This window comes from Janibacter corallicola NBRC 107790, assembly GCF_001570965.1.
GTDB lineage: Bacteria > Actinomycetota > Actinomycetes > Actinomycetales > Dermatophilaceae > Janibacter > Janibacter corallicola.
Window position 1 is genome coordinate 51,943 of record NZ_BCSR01000008.1, and the last position, 14,948, is coordinate 66,890.

Below are 14,948 nucleotides of genomic sequence, written 5' to 3' on the forward strand. Positions count from 1 at the left end.
CGCTCCCGGTTGATGAGGCCGCCCCAGCATGTTTCGCTGGATGCATCGCCCCACCGGGGGAAGCCAACAGAAGGGAGCCCACCATGGGTCTCGATGACCTGACCGGCAAGGCCAAGGACGCGCTCAACAGCGAGAAGGGCGAGCAGATCAGCGACCAGGGCCTGGACAAGGCCGGCGAGTTCGCCGAGGGCAAGGGCGTCGGTGGCGACAAGGTCGACAAGGCCAAGGACGCGGTCGACGGCAAGATCGGCGGCGGCGACGAGGGCGAGAACTGAACCTCGCCTGAAGTCTCGTCTGCACCGTCGTAGCGCGTGATGCAGACATGCGAAGGGGGCGGATCACCGATGCGGTGATCCGCCCCCTTCGCGCGTGCTCCGGCTCAGGCGCCGCAGGAGGGCGCTGTCACCGGGGCGGGGTCGGGTACTCCGATGCGCGGCATGCCGAGGCTGACGGCGGGCTTGGCCACGCCGCCGCCCTCCCCGTGCTGCAGCGCCTCCCAGGCGTCGCCGCCCTTCGTCCGGCGCACGGCGTAGGTGCCCCCCGCGAGGGCGGCGTCGGCGACGAGGTGGTGGGGGGCGCCGTAGGTGACGCCCACGGTGACCACGTCCCCCGGCCGGGGCCGCTCGGCCCCCTCCGGGACCGCGAAGTGCACGAGCCGGTTGTCCCGGGCCCGACCGCTCATCCGGGCGGTCTCGGTGTCCTTGCGGCCCTCCCCCGTCGCGACGAGCACCTCGAGGTCACGCCCCTCCTGGGCACGGTTGCCCTCCCACGAGATCTCCTCCTGCAGCGCGATGAGGCGCTCGTACCGATCCTGGACGACCTCCTTGGGCACCTGGTCGGCCATCGTCGCCGCCGGGGTCCCGGGGCGGATCGAGTACTGGAAGGTGAAGGCCGAGGAGAAGCGGGACTCCCGCACGACGCGGAGGGTCTCCTCGAAGTCCTCCTCGGTCTCCCCCGGGAAGCCGACGATGATGTCGGTCGTGATCGCGGCGTCGGGGATGCGCTCGCGCACCCGCTCGAGGATCCCGAGGAACTTGCGCGAACGGTAGCTGCGCCGCATCGCCTTCAGCACCGCGTCCGAGCCCGACTGCAGCGGCATGTGCAGGCTGGGCATGACGTTGGGGGTCTCGGCCATCGCGTCGATGACGTCGTCGGTGAAGGCCGCCGGGTGCGGGCTGGTGAAGCGCACCCGCTCCAGCCCCTCGATCTCGCCGCAGGCGCGCAGCAGCTTGCCGAAGGCGTAGCGGTCACCGAACTCGACGCCGTAGGAGTTGACGTTCTGCCCGAGCAGGGTCACCTCCACCACGCCTTGGGCGACGAGCGCCTCGACCTCGGCGAGGATCTCCCCCGGGCGCCGGTCCTTCTCCTTGCCGCGCAGCGCGGGCACGATGCAGAAGGTGCACGTGTTGTTGCAGCCGACCGAGATCGAGGTCCACCCGGAGTAGGCCGAGTCCCGCCGCGTGGGCAGCGTCGAGGGGAAGGTCTCGAGCGCCTCGAGGATCTCGACCTGGGCCTCCTCGTTGTGCCGCGCCCGGTCCAGCAGCGCGGGCAGCGAGCCGATGTTGTGGGTGCCGAAGACGACGTCCACCCAGGGTGCCCGCTGGACGATGGTGTCCCGGTCCTTCTGCGCCATGCAGCCGCCGACGGCGATCTGCAGGTCCGGGTGACGGTCCTTGAGGGGGCGCAGCTGCCCGAGGTTGCCGTAGAGCTTGTTGTCGGCGTTCTCCCGCACCGCGCAGGTGTTGAAGACGACGACGTCGGCCACCTCCCCGCGGTCCTCGTTCGGCAGGCTGGCGATGTCGACGTACCCGGCGGTCTCGAGCAGACCGGCCAGCCGCTCGGAGTCGTGCACGTTCATCTGGCACCCATGGGTGCGTACGTCGTAGGTCTTGGGCGTTGCAGTCATGACCCCGCCAGTTTACGTCCGGCGAAGGGGTTTCCCGCTCACCCCACCCGGGTGTACGTGATGTCGATGCTCAGCTCGCTGCGCTCCGGCCCGACGTACATCCCGCGGAAGGGTGAGACGTCGTCGTAGTCCCGGCCGCGCCCGATGACGACGAGGTCCAGGCCGACGCTGCCGACGTCGGTGGGGTCCAGGGGTAGCCACTCCCCGTCCCAGAACTCCAGCCAGGCGTGGTTGCGGCCGGCGATGCTCGCGCCGCGGGCCAGCCCGGACTCGCCGGTGTCCTCGGCGGTGCGGTACCCGGCGACGTAGCGAGCGGGGATGTCGATGTGCCGCAGGCCGCCGAGGGTCAGGTGCGCGAAGTCCTGGCAGACCCCTCGCCGTGCCTCCCACACCGCCTGCGCGGTGGGCTGCCAGCCGGTGATCCCCCGTTCGTAGGCGAGGGTGCCCTGGATCCGGTCTCCGAAGGAGCGGGCCGCCTCGCGCGGGGTCGCGGCGGTGGCGACCTCCTCAGCGAGGGCCATGACCTCCTCGTGCGGGGCGGTGCGGGCGGTCTGCGCGAGGAACTCGCTGAGCCGGTCCTGGACCCGCTCGGCGCGCACCGCATCCCAGCCCGCCGGCTCCCCCTCCGGGGTGTCCGAGCGCTCGACCGTGCTCGTCGCCTCGATCTCGAGCTCCCGGTGCGGGGTCCGCGACTCGAGGGACATGACGTGGGTCCCCCAGTGGTCGACGTAGCCGTTGCTCCACGTGAGCGGCTTGACCCGGACCCTGGCCTCGAGGGTGGTCTGGCCCGGCTCGTCGACGGGGATCATCCGCAGCTCGTTGTGCGAGGCGGTGACCTCCCGGTCGTAGTGCATCGTCGTCCGGTGCACGATCCGGTGGCGTCGCGTGCTCATACGAATTCTCCCGTCCACTCCTGCAGCGGCCCGGAGCGGAAGTAGCGCTCGGCGATCGCGTCCGAGGTCGCCATGACCGCCTCCTGCACCTCCTGCATGCGCTCGGGCAGGTCGCGGAGCACCGCATCGGGCGAGCTGAACTCCAGCTGGGTGCGCACGTGCCCGAGGATCCGCCTGGCCTCGTCGGAGAAGCCGACCCGGTCCTTGTCCGGCGCGAGCACCACGAGGCGCTCCTCGGCCTCTTTCAGCGCGGCGAGCACCGACCGGGGGAACTGCCGGTCCAGGGCGAGGAAGGCCGCCGCCGTGCGGTCGGTGATGATCCCGCGCATGGTGCGCAGCATCGCCTGCTGCGCACCGCAGCTGGCCAGCACCGAGGTCCACGTGGGACCGGCCGGGGTGGCGCCGGTCGCGACCAGTCGTGCCGTCATGTCCGCCCGCTCCAGCGACCGGCCGAGCACGAGGAAGTCCCACGCGTCGTCATGGCTCATCGTCGAGTCCGCGATCCCGTCGAGCAGCGCCGCCCGCTCGCGCACCCAACCCAGGTGGTACTGGGTGGCCCGGCCGGGAGTGAAGGAGTTCCACCGGTGGAACGTGGTGTTGATCGTCTCCCACGTCTCGGTCGAGATCGTCTCCCGTGCCCGGCGGGCGTTCTCCCTCGCTGCGTGCCACGACCCGGAGATCGCGTTGGGGTTGCGGGCGTCGAAGACGAGCATCCGGCTGGTGTCGACGTAGTCCACGTCGCCGACGTCGCCATAGCCCATGATCCCGCGCAGCACCATGGTGCAGGCGGCCTGCTCCACCGCGCCGGGGTCCTCGAGCAGCTGCAGGCGGAGGGCGTCGACGATCCGGGCGGTGCCGTCGGCCCGCTCGACGTACCGGCCGATCCAGAAGAGGCAGTCGGCGATCCTGCTGAGCATCAGCGCTCCTCCTCGGCGATGTCCTTCTCGGTCGTGTCCTTGTCGGTGCGGGTGGACTGCGCCTGGGCCTGCTCGGCCCGGTTGGTCCCCACCCAGATGACCTCACGCTCGTCCCGGTCGTGCGGGAGCCGGTGGTTCCGGCCCGCGAGCACCCAGGTGTCCTTGGAGCCGCCGCCCTGGCTGGAGTTGACGACGAGCTGGCCCTCGGGCAGCGCCACGCGGGTCAGCCCGCCGGGCAGCACCGTGACCTCCTCGCCGTCGTTGACCGCGAAGGGCCGCAGGTCCACGTGCCGGGGCCGCAGCCCCCCGTCGATGAGGGTGGGCACCGTGGACAGCTGCACGACGGGCTGTGCGATCCAGCCGCGGGGGTCGTGCAGCAACTTCGCGCGAAGGGAGTCCAGCTCCTCCCCCGTGGCCTCCGGACCGATGACGAGGCCCTTGCCGCCGGATCCGTCGACCGGCTTGACCACCATCTCGTCGAGCCGCCCGAGCACCTCCTGCAGCGCCGCCGGCTCGTTGAGCCGGTAGGTGTCCACGTTCGGCAGCACCGGGCCCTCGTCGAGGTAGTACCGGGTCAGGTCCGGGATGTAGGAGTAGACGAGCTTGTCGTCGGCGACGCCGTTGCCGATGGCATTGGCCAGGGTGACCCGCCCGGCACGCACCGCGGAGACGAGGCCGGTCACGCCGAGCATCGAGTCCCTGCGGAAGTGGACCGGGTCGAGGAACTCGTCGTCGATGCGCCGGTAGATGACGTCCACGCGCTCCTCGCCGTGCGTGGTGCGCATCCGCACCTCGCCGCCGCGCACGACGAGATCGCTGCCCTCGACGAGCTCGACGCCCATCATCCGTGCCAGCAGCGAGTGCTCGAAGTAGGCACTGTTGTAGACCCCCGGGGTGAGCACGACGACCGTCGGGTCAGGCTGTCCCTCGGGAGCGCTGGCGCGCAGCGCCCGCAGCAGCATCCGCGGGTAGTCGTGCACCGGCCGGATGCGCATCGTCGCGAAGGCCTCCGGGAAGACGTTGGTCATCGCCCGGCGGTTGGAGATGACGTAGGAGACGCCCGAGGGGACGCGCACGTTGTCCTCGAGCACCCGGAAGGTGCCCTGCTCGTCGCGGATGAGGTCGATGCCGCTGACGTGGGCGCGCACGCCGCCCGGTGGGCGCAGGCCGCACACCGCCCGGTGGAAGTGGGCGGAGGTCGCGATGAGCTTCCAGGGGACGATGCCGTCCTCGACCGCCCGCGGCAGCCCGCTGGGTCGGCTGTAGATGTCGTCGAGGAAGGCCTCGAGGACCTTGACGCGCTGGGCCACGCCGCGCTCGACGGTCTCCCACGCCTCCGCGTCGATGACCCGGGGCACGGCGTCCAGCGGGAAGGGCCGCTCCTCCCCCGCGTGGTCGAAGGTCACGCCCTGCTCGAAGAACATCCGGGCCAGGGCGTCCGCGCGCTCGGTGAGCGCCCCGACCTCCATGGAGCGAAGGGTGTGGTGGATCGGCTTGTACGGCGGCCGGGGGGCACCCCCTTCGTCCAGCATCTCGTCCCAGGCCGCGCCGGGGTCGTACTGCGTCCCGAAGAGTGAGTCGAGTGCCTTGTCCGTCACGTGGCCACACTAACCACCGGGGGCCCCTCCGGGGGAGCGAAGGACGCCGGCCCCGGCACCGATCGCCCTCAGTCGCGGACGTGTTCCGCAGCCGCCTCGAGGGCCTCGTTGACAACGAGGCGGGAGACCTCGGCGTCATACCCCTTGCGAGCGAGCATCCCGGACAGCCGGCGGGTCTGCTTCGCCCGGTCGAGGCCGTGCATGCTGCGCAGCTTCTTCGCCACGAGTTCGTGCGCCCGCGCTCGCTCCTGCTCGGGATCGACCTCCGTGAGGACGTCCTCGATGACCTCGTCATCGACTCCCTTCGCTCGCAACTCGTGCGCCAGCGCCCGCCTGGCCAGACCCCGACCGGTCTGCTTCGACCGGACGAAGGTCCGCGCGTAGGCGGTGTCGTCGACGAGGCCGAGCTCCTCGAACCGATCGAGCACCCGTTCGGCCGAGTCACCGGGGCAGTCCTTGCGCCGCAGCGCGTCCTCCAGCTGCTTGCGACTCTTGGGAGAGCCGGTCAGCTGTCGGAGGACGATCGCACGCGCCACGGCATCGGGGTCAGCATCCGCATCCGTGCCTGCCTCCAGGTCGGGGTGCTGCGCCGCGGCGGTCCGGTGGCCCGAGTCCATCCTCAGAAGTCGACCGGGACCTCGGCCGGGGTCTCCTCGGCCTCGGTCTCCTCCGGCTGCGTGCCGATGCCCAGCTTCTCCTTGATCTTGGCCTCGATCTCGTCGCCGAGCTCGGGGTTGTCCTTGATGAACGTGCGGGCATTCTCCTTGCCCTGACCCAGCTGGTCGCCCTCGTAGGTGTACCAGGCGCCGGCCTTGCGCACGAAGCCGTGCTCGACACCCATGTCGATCAGGCCACCCTCCCGGGAGATGCCCTGCCCGTAGAGGATGTCGAACTCGGCCTGCTTGAAGGGCGGGGAGACCTTGTTCTTCACGACCTTGACCCGGGTGCGGTTGCCGACCGGCTCGTTGCCGTTCTTGAGGGTCTCGATGCGGCGCACGTCCAGGCGGACCGAGGCGTAGAACTTCAGCGCCTTGCCACCCGTGGTCGTCTCCGGTGAGCCGAACATGACGCCGATCTTCTCGCGCAGCTGGTTGATGAAGATCGCGGTGGTGCCCGAGGAGTTGAGCGCACCGGTGATCTTGCGCAGCGCCTGGCTCATCAGCCGCGCCTGCAGACCGACGTGGCTGTCCCCCATCTCGCCCTCGATCTCCGCCCGTGGCACGAGCGCGGCGACCGAGTCGATGACGATGATGTCGAGGGCACCCGAGCGCACCAGCATGTCGGCGATCTCCAGCGCCTGCTCACCGGTGTCCGGCTGGCTGACGAGGAGGGCGTCGGTGTCGACCCCGAGCTTCTTCGCGTACTCCGGGTCCAGGGCGTGCTCGGCGTCGATGAAGGCCGCGATGCCGCCGTTCTTCTGCGCATTGGCGACGGCGTGCAGGGCCACGGTCGTCTTACCGGAGGACTCCGGGCCGTAGACCTCGACGACCCGGCCGCGCGGCAGGCCACCGATGCCGAGGGCGACGTCGAGGGAGATCGACCCCGTCGGGATGGTCGCGATCGGCGGGCGCACGTCGTCGCCGAGGCGCATCACCGCGCCCTTGCCGTACTGCTTCTCCACCTGCCCCATGACGGTCTCGAGGGACTTCAGCTTCTGCTCGTGGAGCTTGCTGTCGATGTTTGCCACGTCAGCCATGCCACACCTTCCTTGTACTCGTGTCGGGCGCGTCCACCGGCGACCAGCACCGCGCAGTCGGACTCGTTGCGCTTCTCTGGTCAGACGCTAGGGGCCGCCCCCGACAACGGTCCGCAGCCGCCGTGGAGCTGTGGACACCGGTGCCGTCGGGAGGACACCTGTGGACAAGCGTACCCGTACACCTGTTCGATGCGGGGAGCGCCGCGCCGACACGCCGGGATCATCTCGCCAGGGGCAGCCGGGCCACGACGTCGTGACGGGGTCTGCCCTTCGCCCCCTCGTGCAGGTGGGAGGCGACCAGCGTCGTCTCCGCCACCCGCCACGGCCGCGAACGCCACGTGTCGAGCACCCGCAGCCACCTGGTCGCCTCGATCGCCCGCCTCAGCCGGGCGAGGGTCAGGTGGGCCACGAAGTCCTTGCCGTCCGGAGTGGCGCCCGAGACATTCGCCGCGGCCCGTGCGCCGGTCGCCAGGCGGGTCAGCGACTCCCCCGCGGCCGCGTCCACCCCGATCCAGAGCACCGTCGCCCGGGTCGGGTCCGGGAAGCACCCCGCACCGCCCAGCACCACGTCGAAGGGAGCGACCCGCGCCGCCGCCTCCCCCAACCGGTCGATGAGCTCGTCCTGGCGTGCCTCCGGCACCGAGGCCATGAAGGCCAGCGTCAGGTGCCACTGCGCCGGGTCGATCCACGGCATCCCCTCCCGCGGTGCCAAGAACTCCGCCAGGTCCGCCACCACGTCCTCGGGCGGCACCACCGAGACGAACATCCGCTGCCCCACGACCCCAGCCTCCCACGGGTACGCGCGCAGGTGGAGTCGTCGAGCGGGCTGGGGGGTGGCCGACTCAGGACGCAGGCCGCCCCGCGGCCGGAGTCCAAGGCCACCCCCCAGCCCGCCGACGACGGAACCGACCGGACCAGCCGGACCGGTCGAGAGTCACGACCGCAGCAGCGTCTCGATCCGCCGCGACGCGGCCCAGATGCCGAGGACGCCGAGCGCCACGAGGTAGCCCACGTGCAGCAGCAGTCCCCAGTCGACCTCACCGAGCATGAGCCCGCGTTCGAGGGCGACACCGTGGTAGAGCGGCGTGGCCATGACGATCGGCTGGGCCCATCCGGGGTACGTGCCGAGCGGGAAGAAGGTCGCCGAGAGCAGGAAGAGCGGCTGGATGACGAGCATGATCCAGTCGAAGTCGACCCACGTGCGCATGAAGGTCGTCAGGTACATCCCGACGGCGGAGAAGGCCATCCCGATGAAGATCGCCGCAGGCACGGCGAGGAGCGACCACCACGACTCGACGACACCGACCACGACCGCCACGAGGTAGAAGACGAGCGCGTAGACCCCGCCCCTGATGAGGGACCAGACCACCTCCCCGATGGCGATGTCCCGCGGGCCGAGCGGTGTGGCGAGCATCGCGTCGTAGATCTTGGCGTAGCGCAGCTTGAAGAAGACGTTGAAGGTGGAGTCCATGACCGCGCCGTTCATCGCGGACGCGGCGAGCATCGCCGGGGCGACGAAGGCGGCGTAGCTGACCCGCGAGCCGCCGTCGGTCGTCACGAACGGCACGAGCGAGCCCACCCCGATGCCGAGCGAGAAGAGGTAGAACACCGGCTCGGCGAAGCCGGTGACGAAGGCCGCCCACTGCCTCCGGAAGCCGACGGCGTTGCGCTCGACGACCGAGCTCCACATCGCCATCCCGGGGGTCAGCGGTCCGGTGCGCGCGCTCACGGGACGAGCTTCCGGGTCATGCCACGGTGGGCGTAGACCCACCCGAGGCCGATGAAGAGCAGCAGCACGGCCAGGTGCACGAGGTCGAAGGGGGCCAGGCTCGCGTGGGCGCTCCCGCGGACCAGCTCCACGCCGTGCCACAGCGGCGTCACCCAGGCGACCGGCTCGAACCACCCCGGGAGCCGGTCGATCGGGAAGAAGACCCCGGAGAAGAGCATGAGCGGGGTGATGACCAGGCGGTAGACGACGTTGAAGGCCCCGTCCCCCTTCGCACGGGCGGAGAAGCCGAAGATCGGCACGGCGAAGGCGAGGGTCACGAGCACCCCGACCGGCACCGCCAGCAGGACCCACCAGGAGGAGAAGCCCCCGAAGAGCGCGGCGACGAGGACGAAGGCGATCGTGGCGATGCCGCCCTGGGCGGCCACGACGGTCAGGTGGCCGAGCAGCAGGTCGGTGACGGTCAGCGGGGTCGCGAGCATCGAGTGGTACATCCGGTTCCAGGTGAAGAGACCGTAGACCGGGTACGTCGACTCGCTGACCGCGACCATCATCGCCTGCACCGCAACCATGCCGGGCGCGACGAACTCCAGGTACGGCACCCCGTCCACCCCGCCGGAGGAGGCGTTGACGAGGGAGCCCAGCCCCAGGCCCATCGCGAGGAGGAAGAGCAGCGGCGAGGCGAAGCGGCTGAAGAGGGATCCCTGCCACGTGCGCCGGTAGACGATGAGGAAGTAGCCCGCGACCGCCCCGACCCGCTCCAGCGGACGAAGGGGGGCCCGCGGCCCGTGGACGTGGCGCGCGTCGGCACTCATCAGTCCACCAGCGTCCGACCGGTGAGGTGGAGGAAGACGTCCTCGAGCGTGGAACGGCGCACGATCGAGCTGATCGGGTGCAGGTCGCGGGCGAGCACGGCGTCCAGCGCGTCGTCGCCCTGGTCGGTGTAGAGGAGCAGCCGGTCCGGCAGCGCCTCCACGTGGCTGCCGATGCCCTCGACCAGGTGGGCCGCGGTGGTGTGGTCGGCCGGCTCCTCCAGCTGCAGGCGCAGCTCGAGCACCTCGCGGGTGGCGTGCTCGCGGATCAGCTCGCGGGGGGAGCCCTCGGCGACGATGCGGCCGTGGTCCATGACCACGAGGCGGTCGCACAGCTGCTCCGCCTCCTCCATGTAGTGGGTCGTGACGATGAGCGTCACGCCGCGGCGCTTGAGCCGGAAGAGCCGGTCCCACAGCACGTGCCGTGCCTGCGGGTCCAGCCCGGTCGTCGGCTCGTCGAGGAGGAGCACCTCGGGGTTGTTGATGAGCGAGCGGGCGATCGTCAGCCGCCGCTTCATACCGCCGGAGAGCGGCTCGACCATGTCCTTGCGTCGCCCGGTCAGCTGCGCGAAGTCCAGCAGCTCCTCGGTGCGCTCCCGGATCACCTTGCGCGGCAGGCCGAAGTAGCGACCGTAGACGTGCAGGTTCTCCTCGACGGTGATCTCCTCGTCGAGGTTGTCCTGCTGCGGGACGCTGCCGAGGCGCGCCCGGACGGCCGCGCCGTCGGTGACCGGGTCCAGCCCGAAGATCCGCAGCTCGCCCCCGCTCGGTGGGGAGGTGGCCGCGACCATCTTCATCGTCGAGGACTTGCCCGCCCCGTTGGGGCCGAGGAAGCCGAAGGACTCCCCCTTCGTCACCTGCACGTCGATGCCGTCCACGGCGGTGAAGTCGCCGAAGGTCTTCGTCAGGCCCGTGGCGCTCAGCAGGATCTCCGTCACGGTGCCCGAGGCTAGTTCACTCCGGTGGCTCGTTCGCGATCTCCCTGGGGACCTCCATCGGGGGCCGGTCGATGCCGAGCCAGCGCTCCCGCGGCACCCCCATGTCCCGGCACAGCGCCTCCCAGACCTCCCGGGGCCCGAGGCCGTCCTCGAGGGCGCGGGTCACGGTCCGGTCCCCGAGCTCCTGGAGGACGTGGCCGCCGGCGAGCACGTGGGCGTAGGACTCCCCGAACTCGTCCTCCATGAGGGTCCAGAACCGACTCAGCCGCACGTCGCACAGTGTAGGTGCCACACGGCATACTGCGATCCACCGCGACGACGAAGGAGAGCACCTCGTGCCCGAGACCACCGCATGGCGGATGCCCGCCGAGTGGACACCCCACGAACGCACGTGGATGGCCTGGCCGAGCGCCGGGTACGCGCTCGGGGAGGACGAGGCCGAGGCCGACGTCGCCCGCCGCACCTGGGCCGACGTGGCCCGCGCCGTGGCCCGCTTCGAGCCGGTCACGACGGTGGTCACCGGTCACGACATCCACCGCTGCCGGGAGTACCTCGGCAACGACACCGCCCACCCGATCGACCTGGTCATCGCCGACCTGGACGACGCGTGGATGCGCGACATCGGGCCCACCTTCGTCCTCTCCCCGCAGGGCCGCCTCGGCGGCGTGGACTGGGTCTTCAACGGCTGGGGCGCCCAGGAGTGGGCCTCTTGGGAGAACGACGCACGGGTGGGCGCCCTCGTGGCCGACGCCGCCGGCGCGAAGACGATCCCCTCCCCGGTCGTGTGCGAAGGGGGTGCCATCCACGTCGACGGCGAGGGCACCGTGCTGCTCACCGAGACCGTCCAGCTGGACCCGGGGCGCAACCCCGACCTGACGAGGGCCGACGTCGAGGCCGAGCTCGCCCGCACCCTCGGGGTGGACACCTTCATCTGGCTGCCGCGGGGCCTGACACGGGACTACGACGAGTTCGGCACCCGTGGGCACGTCGACATCTGCGCGACCTTCACCGAACCCGGCCGGGTGCTGCTGCACTGGCAGGAGGACCCCTCGCACCCCGACCACGAGGTCAGCCGCGAGCTCGAGGCGGTGCTGCGGGAGGCCCGCGACAGCGCCGGTCGCCCCCTCGACGTCGTGCGGCTGCCGGCGCCCACCACGCTGACCGACGCGGAGGGGCCGGTCGACTGGTCCTACGTCAACCACCTCGTCACCAACGGCGGTGTCGTCGCGTGCACCTTCGAGGACCCCAACGACGAGCGCGCCCTGGCGATCCTGCGGGAGGTCTATCCCGGCCGCGAGGTCGTCGCCGTCGACGCCCGCCCCCTCTACGACCGCGGTGGCGGGATCCACTGCATCACCCAGCAACAGCCGGAGTCCGCATGAACCTCCAGACCCTCGTCCGTGCCCGTCGTGACCTGCTCGCCTACCTCCCGCTCGCGGTGACGACGACGATCGCCGACATGACCGGTCACGACCGCACCCACCTGGTGAGCAAGCTCGCCCTCGCGCCGACGCTCGCCGCAGGCGTCCTGGCCACCCGCGACGAGCGCTGCCCGAAGCGCACCGGGGCCCTGCTCGCGGCCCTCGCCGGGTCGACGGTCGGTGACTGGTTCATGTACCGCTCCTCCCACGGGCCGGCGCACGCCGAGCGGCGCGAGATGCAGCGCGGGGCGAGCGCCTTCGCGGTCCAGCAGCTCGGTCTGGTCGGGCTGCTGGTGCACGACGGCGCCCGGCCGCGGCGGCTGCCCTCCGGCGTCGCGGCCGGCACCCTCGCGGCGCTCGCCCTCGTCGACGACGAAGGGGGCCTGCCGGACCCGGTCCTCACCGGCTACGGCCTGCTCCTGGGGGCGATGTCCGCCCTCGCGATGGGCGAAGGGGGCCGCCCCGGCGGCCGACGCCTCGCCCTGGGCGGAGGGCTCTTCCTGCTCTCCGACGCGGCGATCATCGTCGGTGGCCGCTTCGCGAGGAGCCGTGGGGCACAGGCGACCTCGTCCGGGGTCGTACTCTCCACGTACACGGCGGCGCTCGCGCTGCTCGTGCACGAACTGCGCGACGAGTCGTGAGGACAGCGGTGGTGTCCTCGGCCGCCACGGGTTACCGTCGGGTAATGACTCTCACTCCCCGACCGAAGTACACCCCGGAGCTGCGCGGACGGCGGGTGCTGATCACCGGCGCCGCGCGCGGCATCGGCGCCGGGTTGGCCGACCTGCTCACCGCGCACGGTGCCCGAGTGGCGCTGGCCGGTCTCGAGCCGGACCTGCTCCGCGAGGTGGCCGAGCGCAACCACGCGCCCTGGCGTGAGTGCGACGTCAGCGACCCCGACCAGGTCGACCGCGCCGTCGAGGAGCTCGTCGGCGAGCTCGGCGGCCTCGACGTCGTCGTCGCCAATGCCGGCATCGCCCGCCAGCTGCCGATCGTCGGCGGGCAGCCGGGCGTCATGGAGGCACACCTGCGGGTGAACACCCTCGGTGTCTTCTACACGCTGCGCGCCGCCGGGCCGCACATCAGCCACCCGGGGGGTTACGCGCTCGCGACGGCCTCCCTCGCCGCCGCCGTACACCTGCCGCTGCTCGGCGCCTACAACGCGAGCAAGGCCGCCGTCGAGGCGATCGGCAACACCCTCCGTCAGGAGGTCCGCCCGAGCGGGGCCAAGGTGGGCGTCGCCTACTACTCGGAGCTGGCGACCGACATGACCTCGCGGGGCTTCGACACCCGGGCCGGCAAGAAGCTCACCGGAGGCGGGACGATCGCCGGGGTCGCGCCCCTGGAGTCGGGCCTGCGGGCCCTCGAGCGCGGCATCGCCCGGCGCTCGCGCCGCATCGCGGCCCCGGGCTGGGTGCCGCCGGTCATCCCCCTTCGCCACCTGGCCCAGCGGGTCGTCGAGCTCAAGCCGCTGCCGGACCTCGAGGAGTCCCTCGAGATCGCGCGCACGGAGCAGGTGGCCTTCACCACGGACCAGCCCGCCGGGACCCACTCCGGCGCGCACTCGTGAGCGCCCGCATCGCCCCCGGGACCGTGCGCGAGCTCGGCCCCCTTCGCTGGGGCTTCGCACGGGCCGCCGGACGGGTCACCGGGACCGAACCGCCGGCGATCTTCACCACCCTGGGGCGGACGAAGGGCCTCTTCACCGGCTGGCTGCACTTCGCCGGGCGGCTGATGCCCTTCGGGTCGCTGGCCCGCCGCGAGGCCGAGCTGGTCATCCTCACCGTCGCCACGGTCCGTGACTGCGCCTACGAGCGCGAGCACCACCGGCTGCTCGGCCGGCGCGCCGGGCTGACCCACGAGGAGATCGAGGCACTGCTCGCCGACACCGCGGTGCCCACCCTCAGCGAGCGCGAGACCGTGCTGCGCTCCACGGCGAAGATCCTGCTGCGCACCAAGGACCTCGACGACACCCAGTGGACCCGGCTGCGGGCGGTGACGAGCGAGCGCGAGGCGATCGAGCTGCTGCTGCTCGTCGGCCACTACGACATGCTCGCGACGACCCTGATGACGCTGCGGCTGGAGCCGGACGCCCACCGCTGACCGATTGATACTTGCGCCCGTAACTTACGGGTGCAAGTATAATTCCATGAGCAGCCTGGCCTACGACCTCCACGTCCTCGTCCGAGCCCTGGACCGGTCCGCCGAGGCGAGGCTGGCGCCCTTCGGCATCTCCTACCAGCGTTACCTGGCACTCGTGATCATCGACGCCGCGGACGGGCTGACCCAGCGGGACCTCGCCTCGGCCCTCGGCCAGACCGAGGCCACCGCCAGCCGGACCTCGGCCGCGCTCTCCGAGGCCGGGCTGCTCGAGGCCTCCCGCACGCCCGGGGGCGGCAACCGGCGCAGTCTCACCCTGACCGACGCCGGCGAGGACCTCCTCGCGCGGGCGAGCGAACGCCTCGGATCCGACTTCGACACGGTGGTCCGCGACACCGGCCAGGACCCGGATCTCATCGCCGAGCAGGTCCGCCGGCTCACCGCGATGGTCGGGGGTCACCCATGACACCGCTGCTCCTTTCCCACCTCCTCGCGGCGCTCGTCGCGCTGCCGCTCGGCGGGTACCAGCTCTTCCGGCCGACGAAGGGAGACCCCCGGCACGTCCTCCTCGGCCGGGTCTGGTCCGGCCTCATGCTCTGGGTGGCGATCACCTCGTACTGGATCCGCGACATCCGGGACGGCGAGTTCTCGCTGCTGCACATCCTCTCGACCGTCACCCTCGTGACCGTCACCCTCGGCGTGGTCCACGCCCGACGGGGCAACCTCGCCGCGCACAAGGGCAACATGCGTGGCAGCTGGCTCGGGCTGTGCGGTGCCTTCATCGGAGCCGTGGCGGTGCCCGACCGGATCATCCCGAGCTTCGTCGTCACCCGCCCGCTGGACGCCGCGCTCGTCCTCGTGCTCGTCGTCGGGGGCACCATCGCCCTCATCCGGGCCGGCGCGCTGCTCACCCGGGAGCCCGTGCCGACGCGCTGACGGTG

Annotated in this window: 18 protein-coding genes; 7 read left to right on the top strand and 11 right to left on the bottom strand. The window is 71.5% G+C overall.

Features of this window, described 5'->3' with window-relative positions:
• Window positions 1-83: 83 nt before the first annotated feature.
• Window positions 84-275 (top strand): Rv0909 family putative TA system antitoxin, encoded by a 192-nt coding sequence (locus tag JCO01S_RS05320; protein ID WP_068251855.1) that lies wholly within the window; start codon window positions 84-86, stop codon window positions 273-275.
• A 104-nt stretch (window positions 276-379) separates the two neighbouring features.
• On the opposite strand, the gene miaB is transcribed toward JCO01S_RS05320, so the two are convergent.
• The 11 genes from miaB to JCO01S_RS05375 all read right to left on the bottom strand — a co-directional run bounded on the left by miaB (window position 380) and on the right by JCO01S_RS05375 (window position 10,757).
• Complete coding sequence (miaB, locus tag JCO01S_RS05325) at window positions 380-1,906, bottom strand: tRNA (N6-isopentenyl adenosine(37)-C2)-methylthiotransferase MiaB (RefSeq protein ID WP_068251862.1); 1,527 nt, start codon at window positions 1,904-1,906, stop codon at window positions 380-382.
• A gap of 38 nt (window positions 1,907-1,944) precedes the next feature.
• Window positions 1,945-2,799, bottom strand: a complete 855-nt coding sequence (locus tag JCO01S_RS05330; RefSeq protein ID WP_068251864.1) for a transglutaminase family protein — start codon at window positions 2,797-2,799, stop codon at window positions 1,945-1,947.
• Entirely contained in the window at window positions 2,796-3,716 is a 921-nt protein-coding gene (locus tag JCO01S_RS05335) for an alpha-E domain-containing protein (RefSeq protein ID WP_068251868.1), read from the bottom strand. Before JCO01S_RS05335 ends, JCO01S_RS05330 begins: the two co-directional genes overlap by 4 nt.
• Window positions 3,716-5,248: a circularly permuted type 2 ATP-grasp protein gene (locus tag JCO01S_RS05340; RefSeq protein WP_084342657.1), complete on the bottom strand. Its 1,533-nt coding sequence runs from the start codon at window positions 5,246-5,248 to the stop codon at window positions 3,716-3,718. Before JCO01S_RS05340 ends, JCO01S_RS05335 begins: the two co-directional genes overlap by 1 nt.
• 134 nt (window positions 5,249-5,382) lie before the next feature.
• Window positions 5,383-5,931 carry a regulatory protein RecX gene (locus tag JCO01S_RS05345; protein WP_084342648.1) on the bottom strand — a complete coding sequence of 183 codons (549 nt, stop codon included), beginning with the start codon at window positions 5,929-5,931 and terminating at the stop codon, window positions 5,383-5,385.
• Window positions 5,932-5,933: 2 nt separating this feature from the next.
• Complete coding sequence (gene recA, locus JCO01S_RS05350; protein WP_068251874.1) at window positions 5,934-7,010, bottom strand: recombinase RecA; 1,077 nt, start codon at window positions 7,008-7,010, stop codon at window positions 5,934-5,936.
• 220 nt (window positions 7,011-7,230) lie between these two features.
• The gene (gene thpR, locus JCO01S_RS05355) at window positions 7,231-7,788 is read right to left on the bottom strand and encodes an RNA 2',3'-cyclic phosphodiesterase (protein WP_084342649.1); all 558 of its coding nucleotides are present in this window, start codon (window positions 7,786-7,788) and stop codon (window positions 7,231-7,233) included.
• Between the two features lie 156 nt (window positions 7,789-7,944).
• The gene (locus JCO01S_RS05360) at window positions 7,945-8,739 is read right to left on the bottom strand and encodes an ABC transporter permease (RefSeq protein WP_245634338.1); all 795 of its coding nucleotides are present in this window, start codon (window positions 8,737-8,739) and stop codon (window positions 7,945-7,947) included.
• Window positions 8,736-9,551 carry an ABC transporter permease gene (locus JCO01S_RS05365; RefSeq protein WP_068251882.1) on the bottom strand — a complete coding sequence of 272 codons (816 nt, stop codon included), beginning with the start codon at window positions 9,549-9,551 and terminating at the stop codon, window positions 8,736-8,738. Before JCO01S_RS05365 ends, JCO01S_RS05360 begins: the two co-directional genes overlap by 4 nt.
• A complete protein-coding gene (locus JCO01S_RS05370) occupies window positions 9,551-10,486 on the bottom strand; it encodes an ABC transporter ATP-binding protein (RefSeq protein ID WP_068251885.1) in 936 nt (311 codons plus the stop codon). Before JCO01S_RS05370 ends, JCO01S_RS05365 begins: the two co-directional genes overlap by 1 nt.
• A 16-nt stretch (window positions 10,487-10,502) precedes the next feature.
• Window positions 10,503-10,757 carry a DUF3046 domain-containing protein gene (locus JCO01S_RS05375; RefSeq protein WP_068251887.1) on the bottom strand — a complete coding sequence of 85 codons (255 nt, stop codon included), beginning with the start codon at window positions 10,755-10,757 and terminating at the stop codon, window positions 10,503-10,505.
• Between the two features lie 88 nt (window positions 10,758-10,845).
• Here JCO01S_RS05375 and JCO01S_RS05380 point away from each other — a divergent pair, with 88 nt between their 5' ends.
• The 6 genes from JCO01S_RS05380 to JCO01S_RS05405 are packed head-to-tail and all read left to right on the top strand — an operon-like array spanning window position 10,846 to window position 14,943.
• Window positions 10,846-11,868, top strand: a complete 1,023-nt coding sequence (locus JCO01S_RS05380) for an agmatine deiminase family protein (RefSeq protein ID WP_068252026.1) — start codon at window positions 10,846-10,848, stop codon at window positions 11,866-11,868.
• Window positions 11,865-12,548 (top strand): lysoplasmalogenase family protein, encoded by a 684-nt coding sequence (locus JCO01S_RS05385; protein ID WP_068251890.1) that lies wholly within the window; start codon window positions 11,865-11,867, stop codon window positions 12,546-12,548. Before JCO01S_RS05380 ends, JCO01S_RS05385 begins: the two co-directional genes overlap by 4 nt.
• 44 nt (window positions 12,549-12,592) lie before the next feature.
• The gene (locus JCO01S_RS05390; protein ID WP_068251894.1) at window positions 12,593-13,477 is read left to right on the top strand and encodes an SDR family NAD(P)-dependent oxidoreductase; all 885 of its coding nucleotides are present in this window, start codon (window positions 12,593-12,595) and stop codon (window positions 13,475-13,477) included.
• A complete protein-coding gene (locus JCO01S_RS05395) occupies window positions 13,474-14,010 on the top strand; it encodes a carboxymuconolactone decarboxylase family protein (protein WP_068251896.1) in 537 nt (178 codons plus the stop codon). The genes JCO01S_RS05390 and JCO01S_RS05395 overlap by 4 nt, the downstream gene beginning before the upstream one ends.
• Window positions 14,011-14,056: 46 nt before the next feature.
• On the top strand, window positions 14,057-14,473 hold the full coding sequence (locus JCO01S_RS05400) for a MarR family winged helix-turn-helix transcriptional regulator (RefSeq protein WP_068251900.1): 417 nt from the start codon (window positions 14,057-14,059) through the stop codon (window positions 14,471-14,473).
• Entirely contained in the window at window positions 14,470-14,943 is a 474-nt protein-coding gene (locus JCO01S_RS05405) for a DUF2306 domain-containing protein (protein ID WP_068251903.1), read from the top strand. Before JCO01S_RS05400 ends, JCO01S_RS05405 begins: the two co-directional genes overlap by 4 nt.
• Window positions 14,944-14,948: the final 5 nt, after the last annotated feature.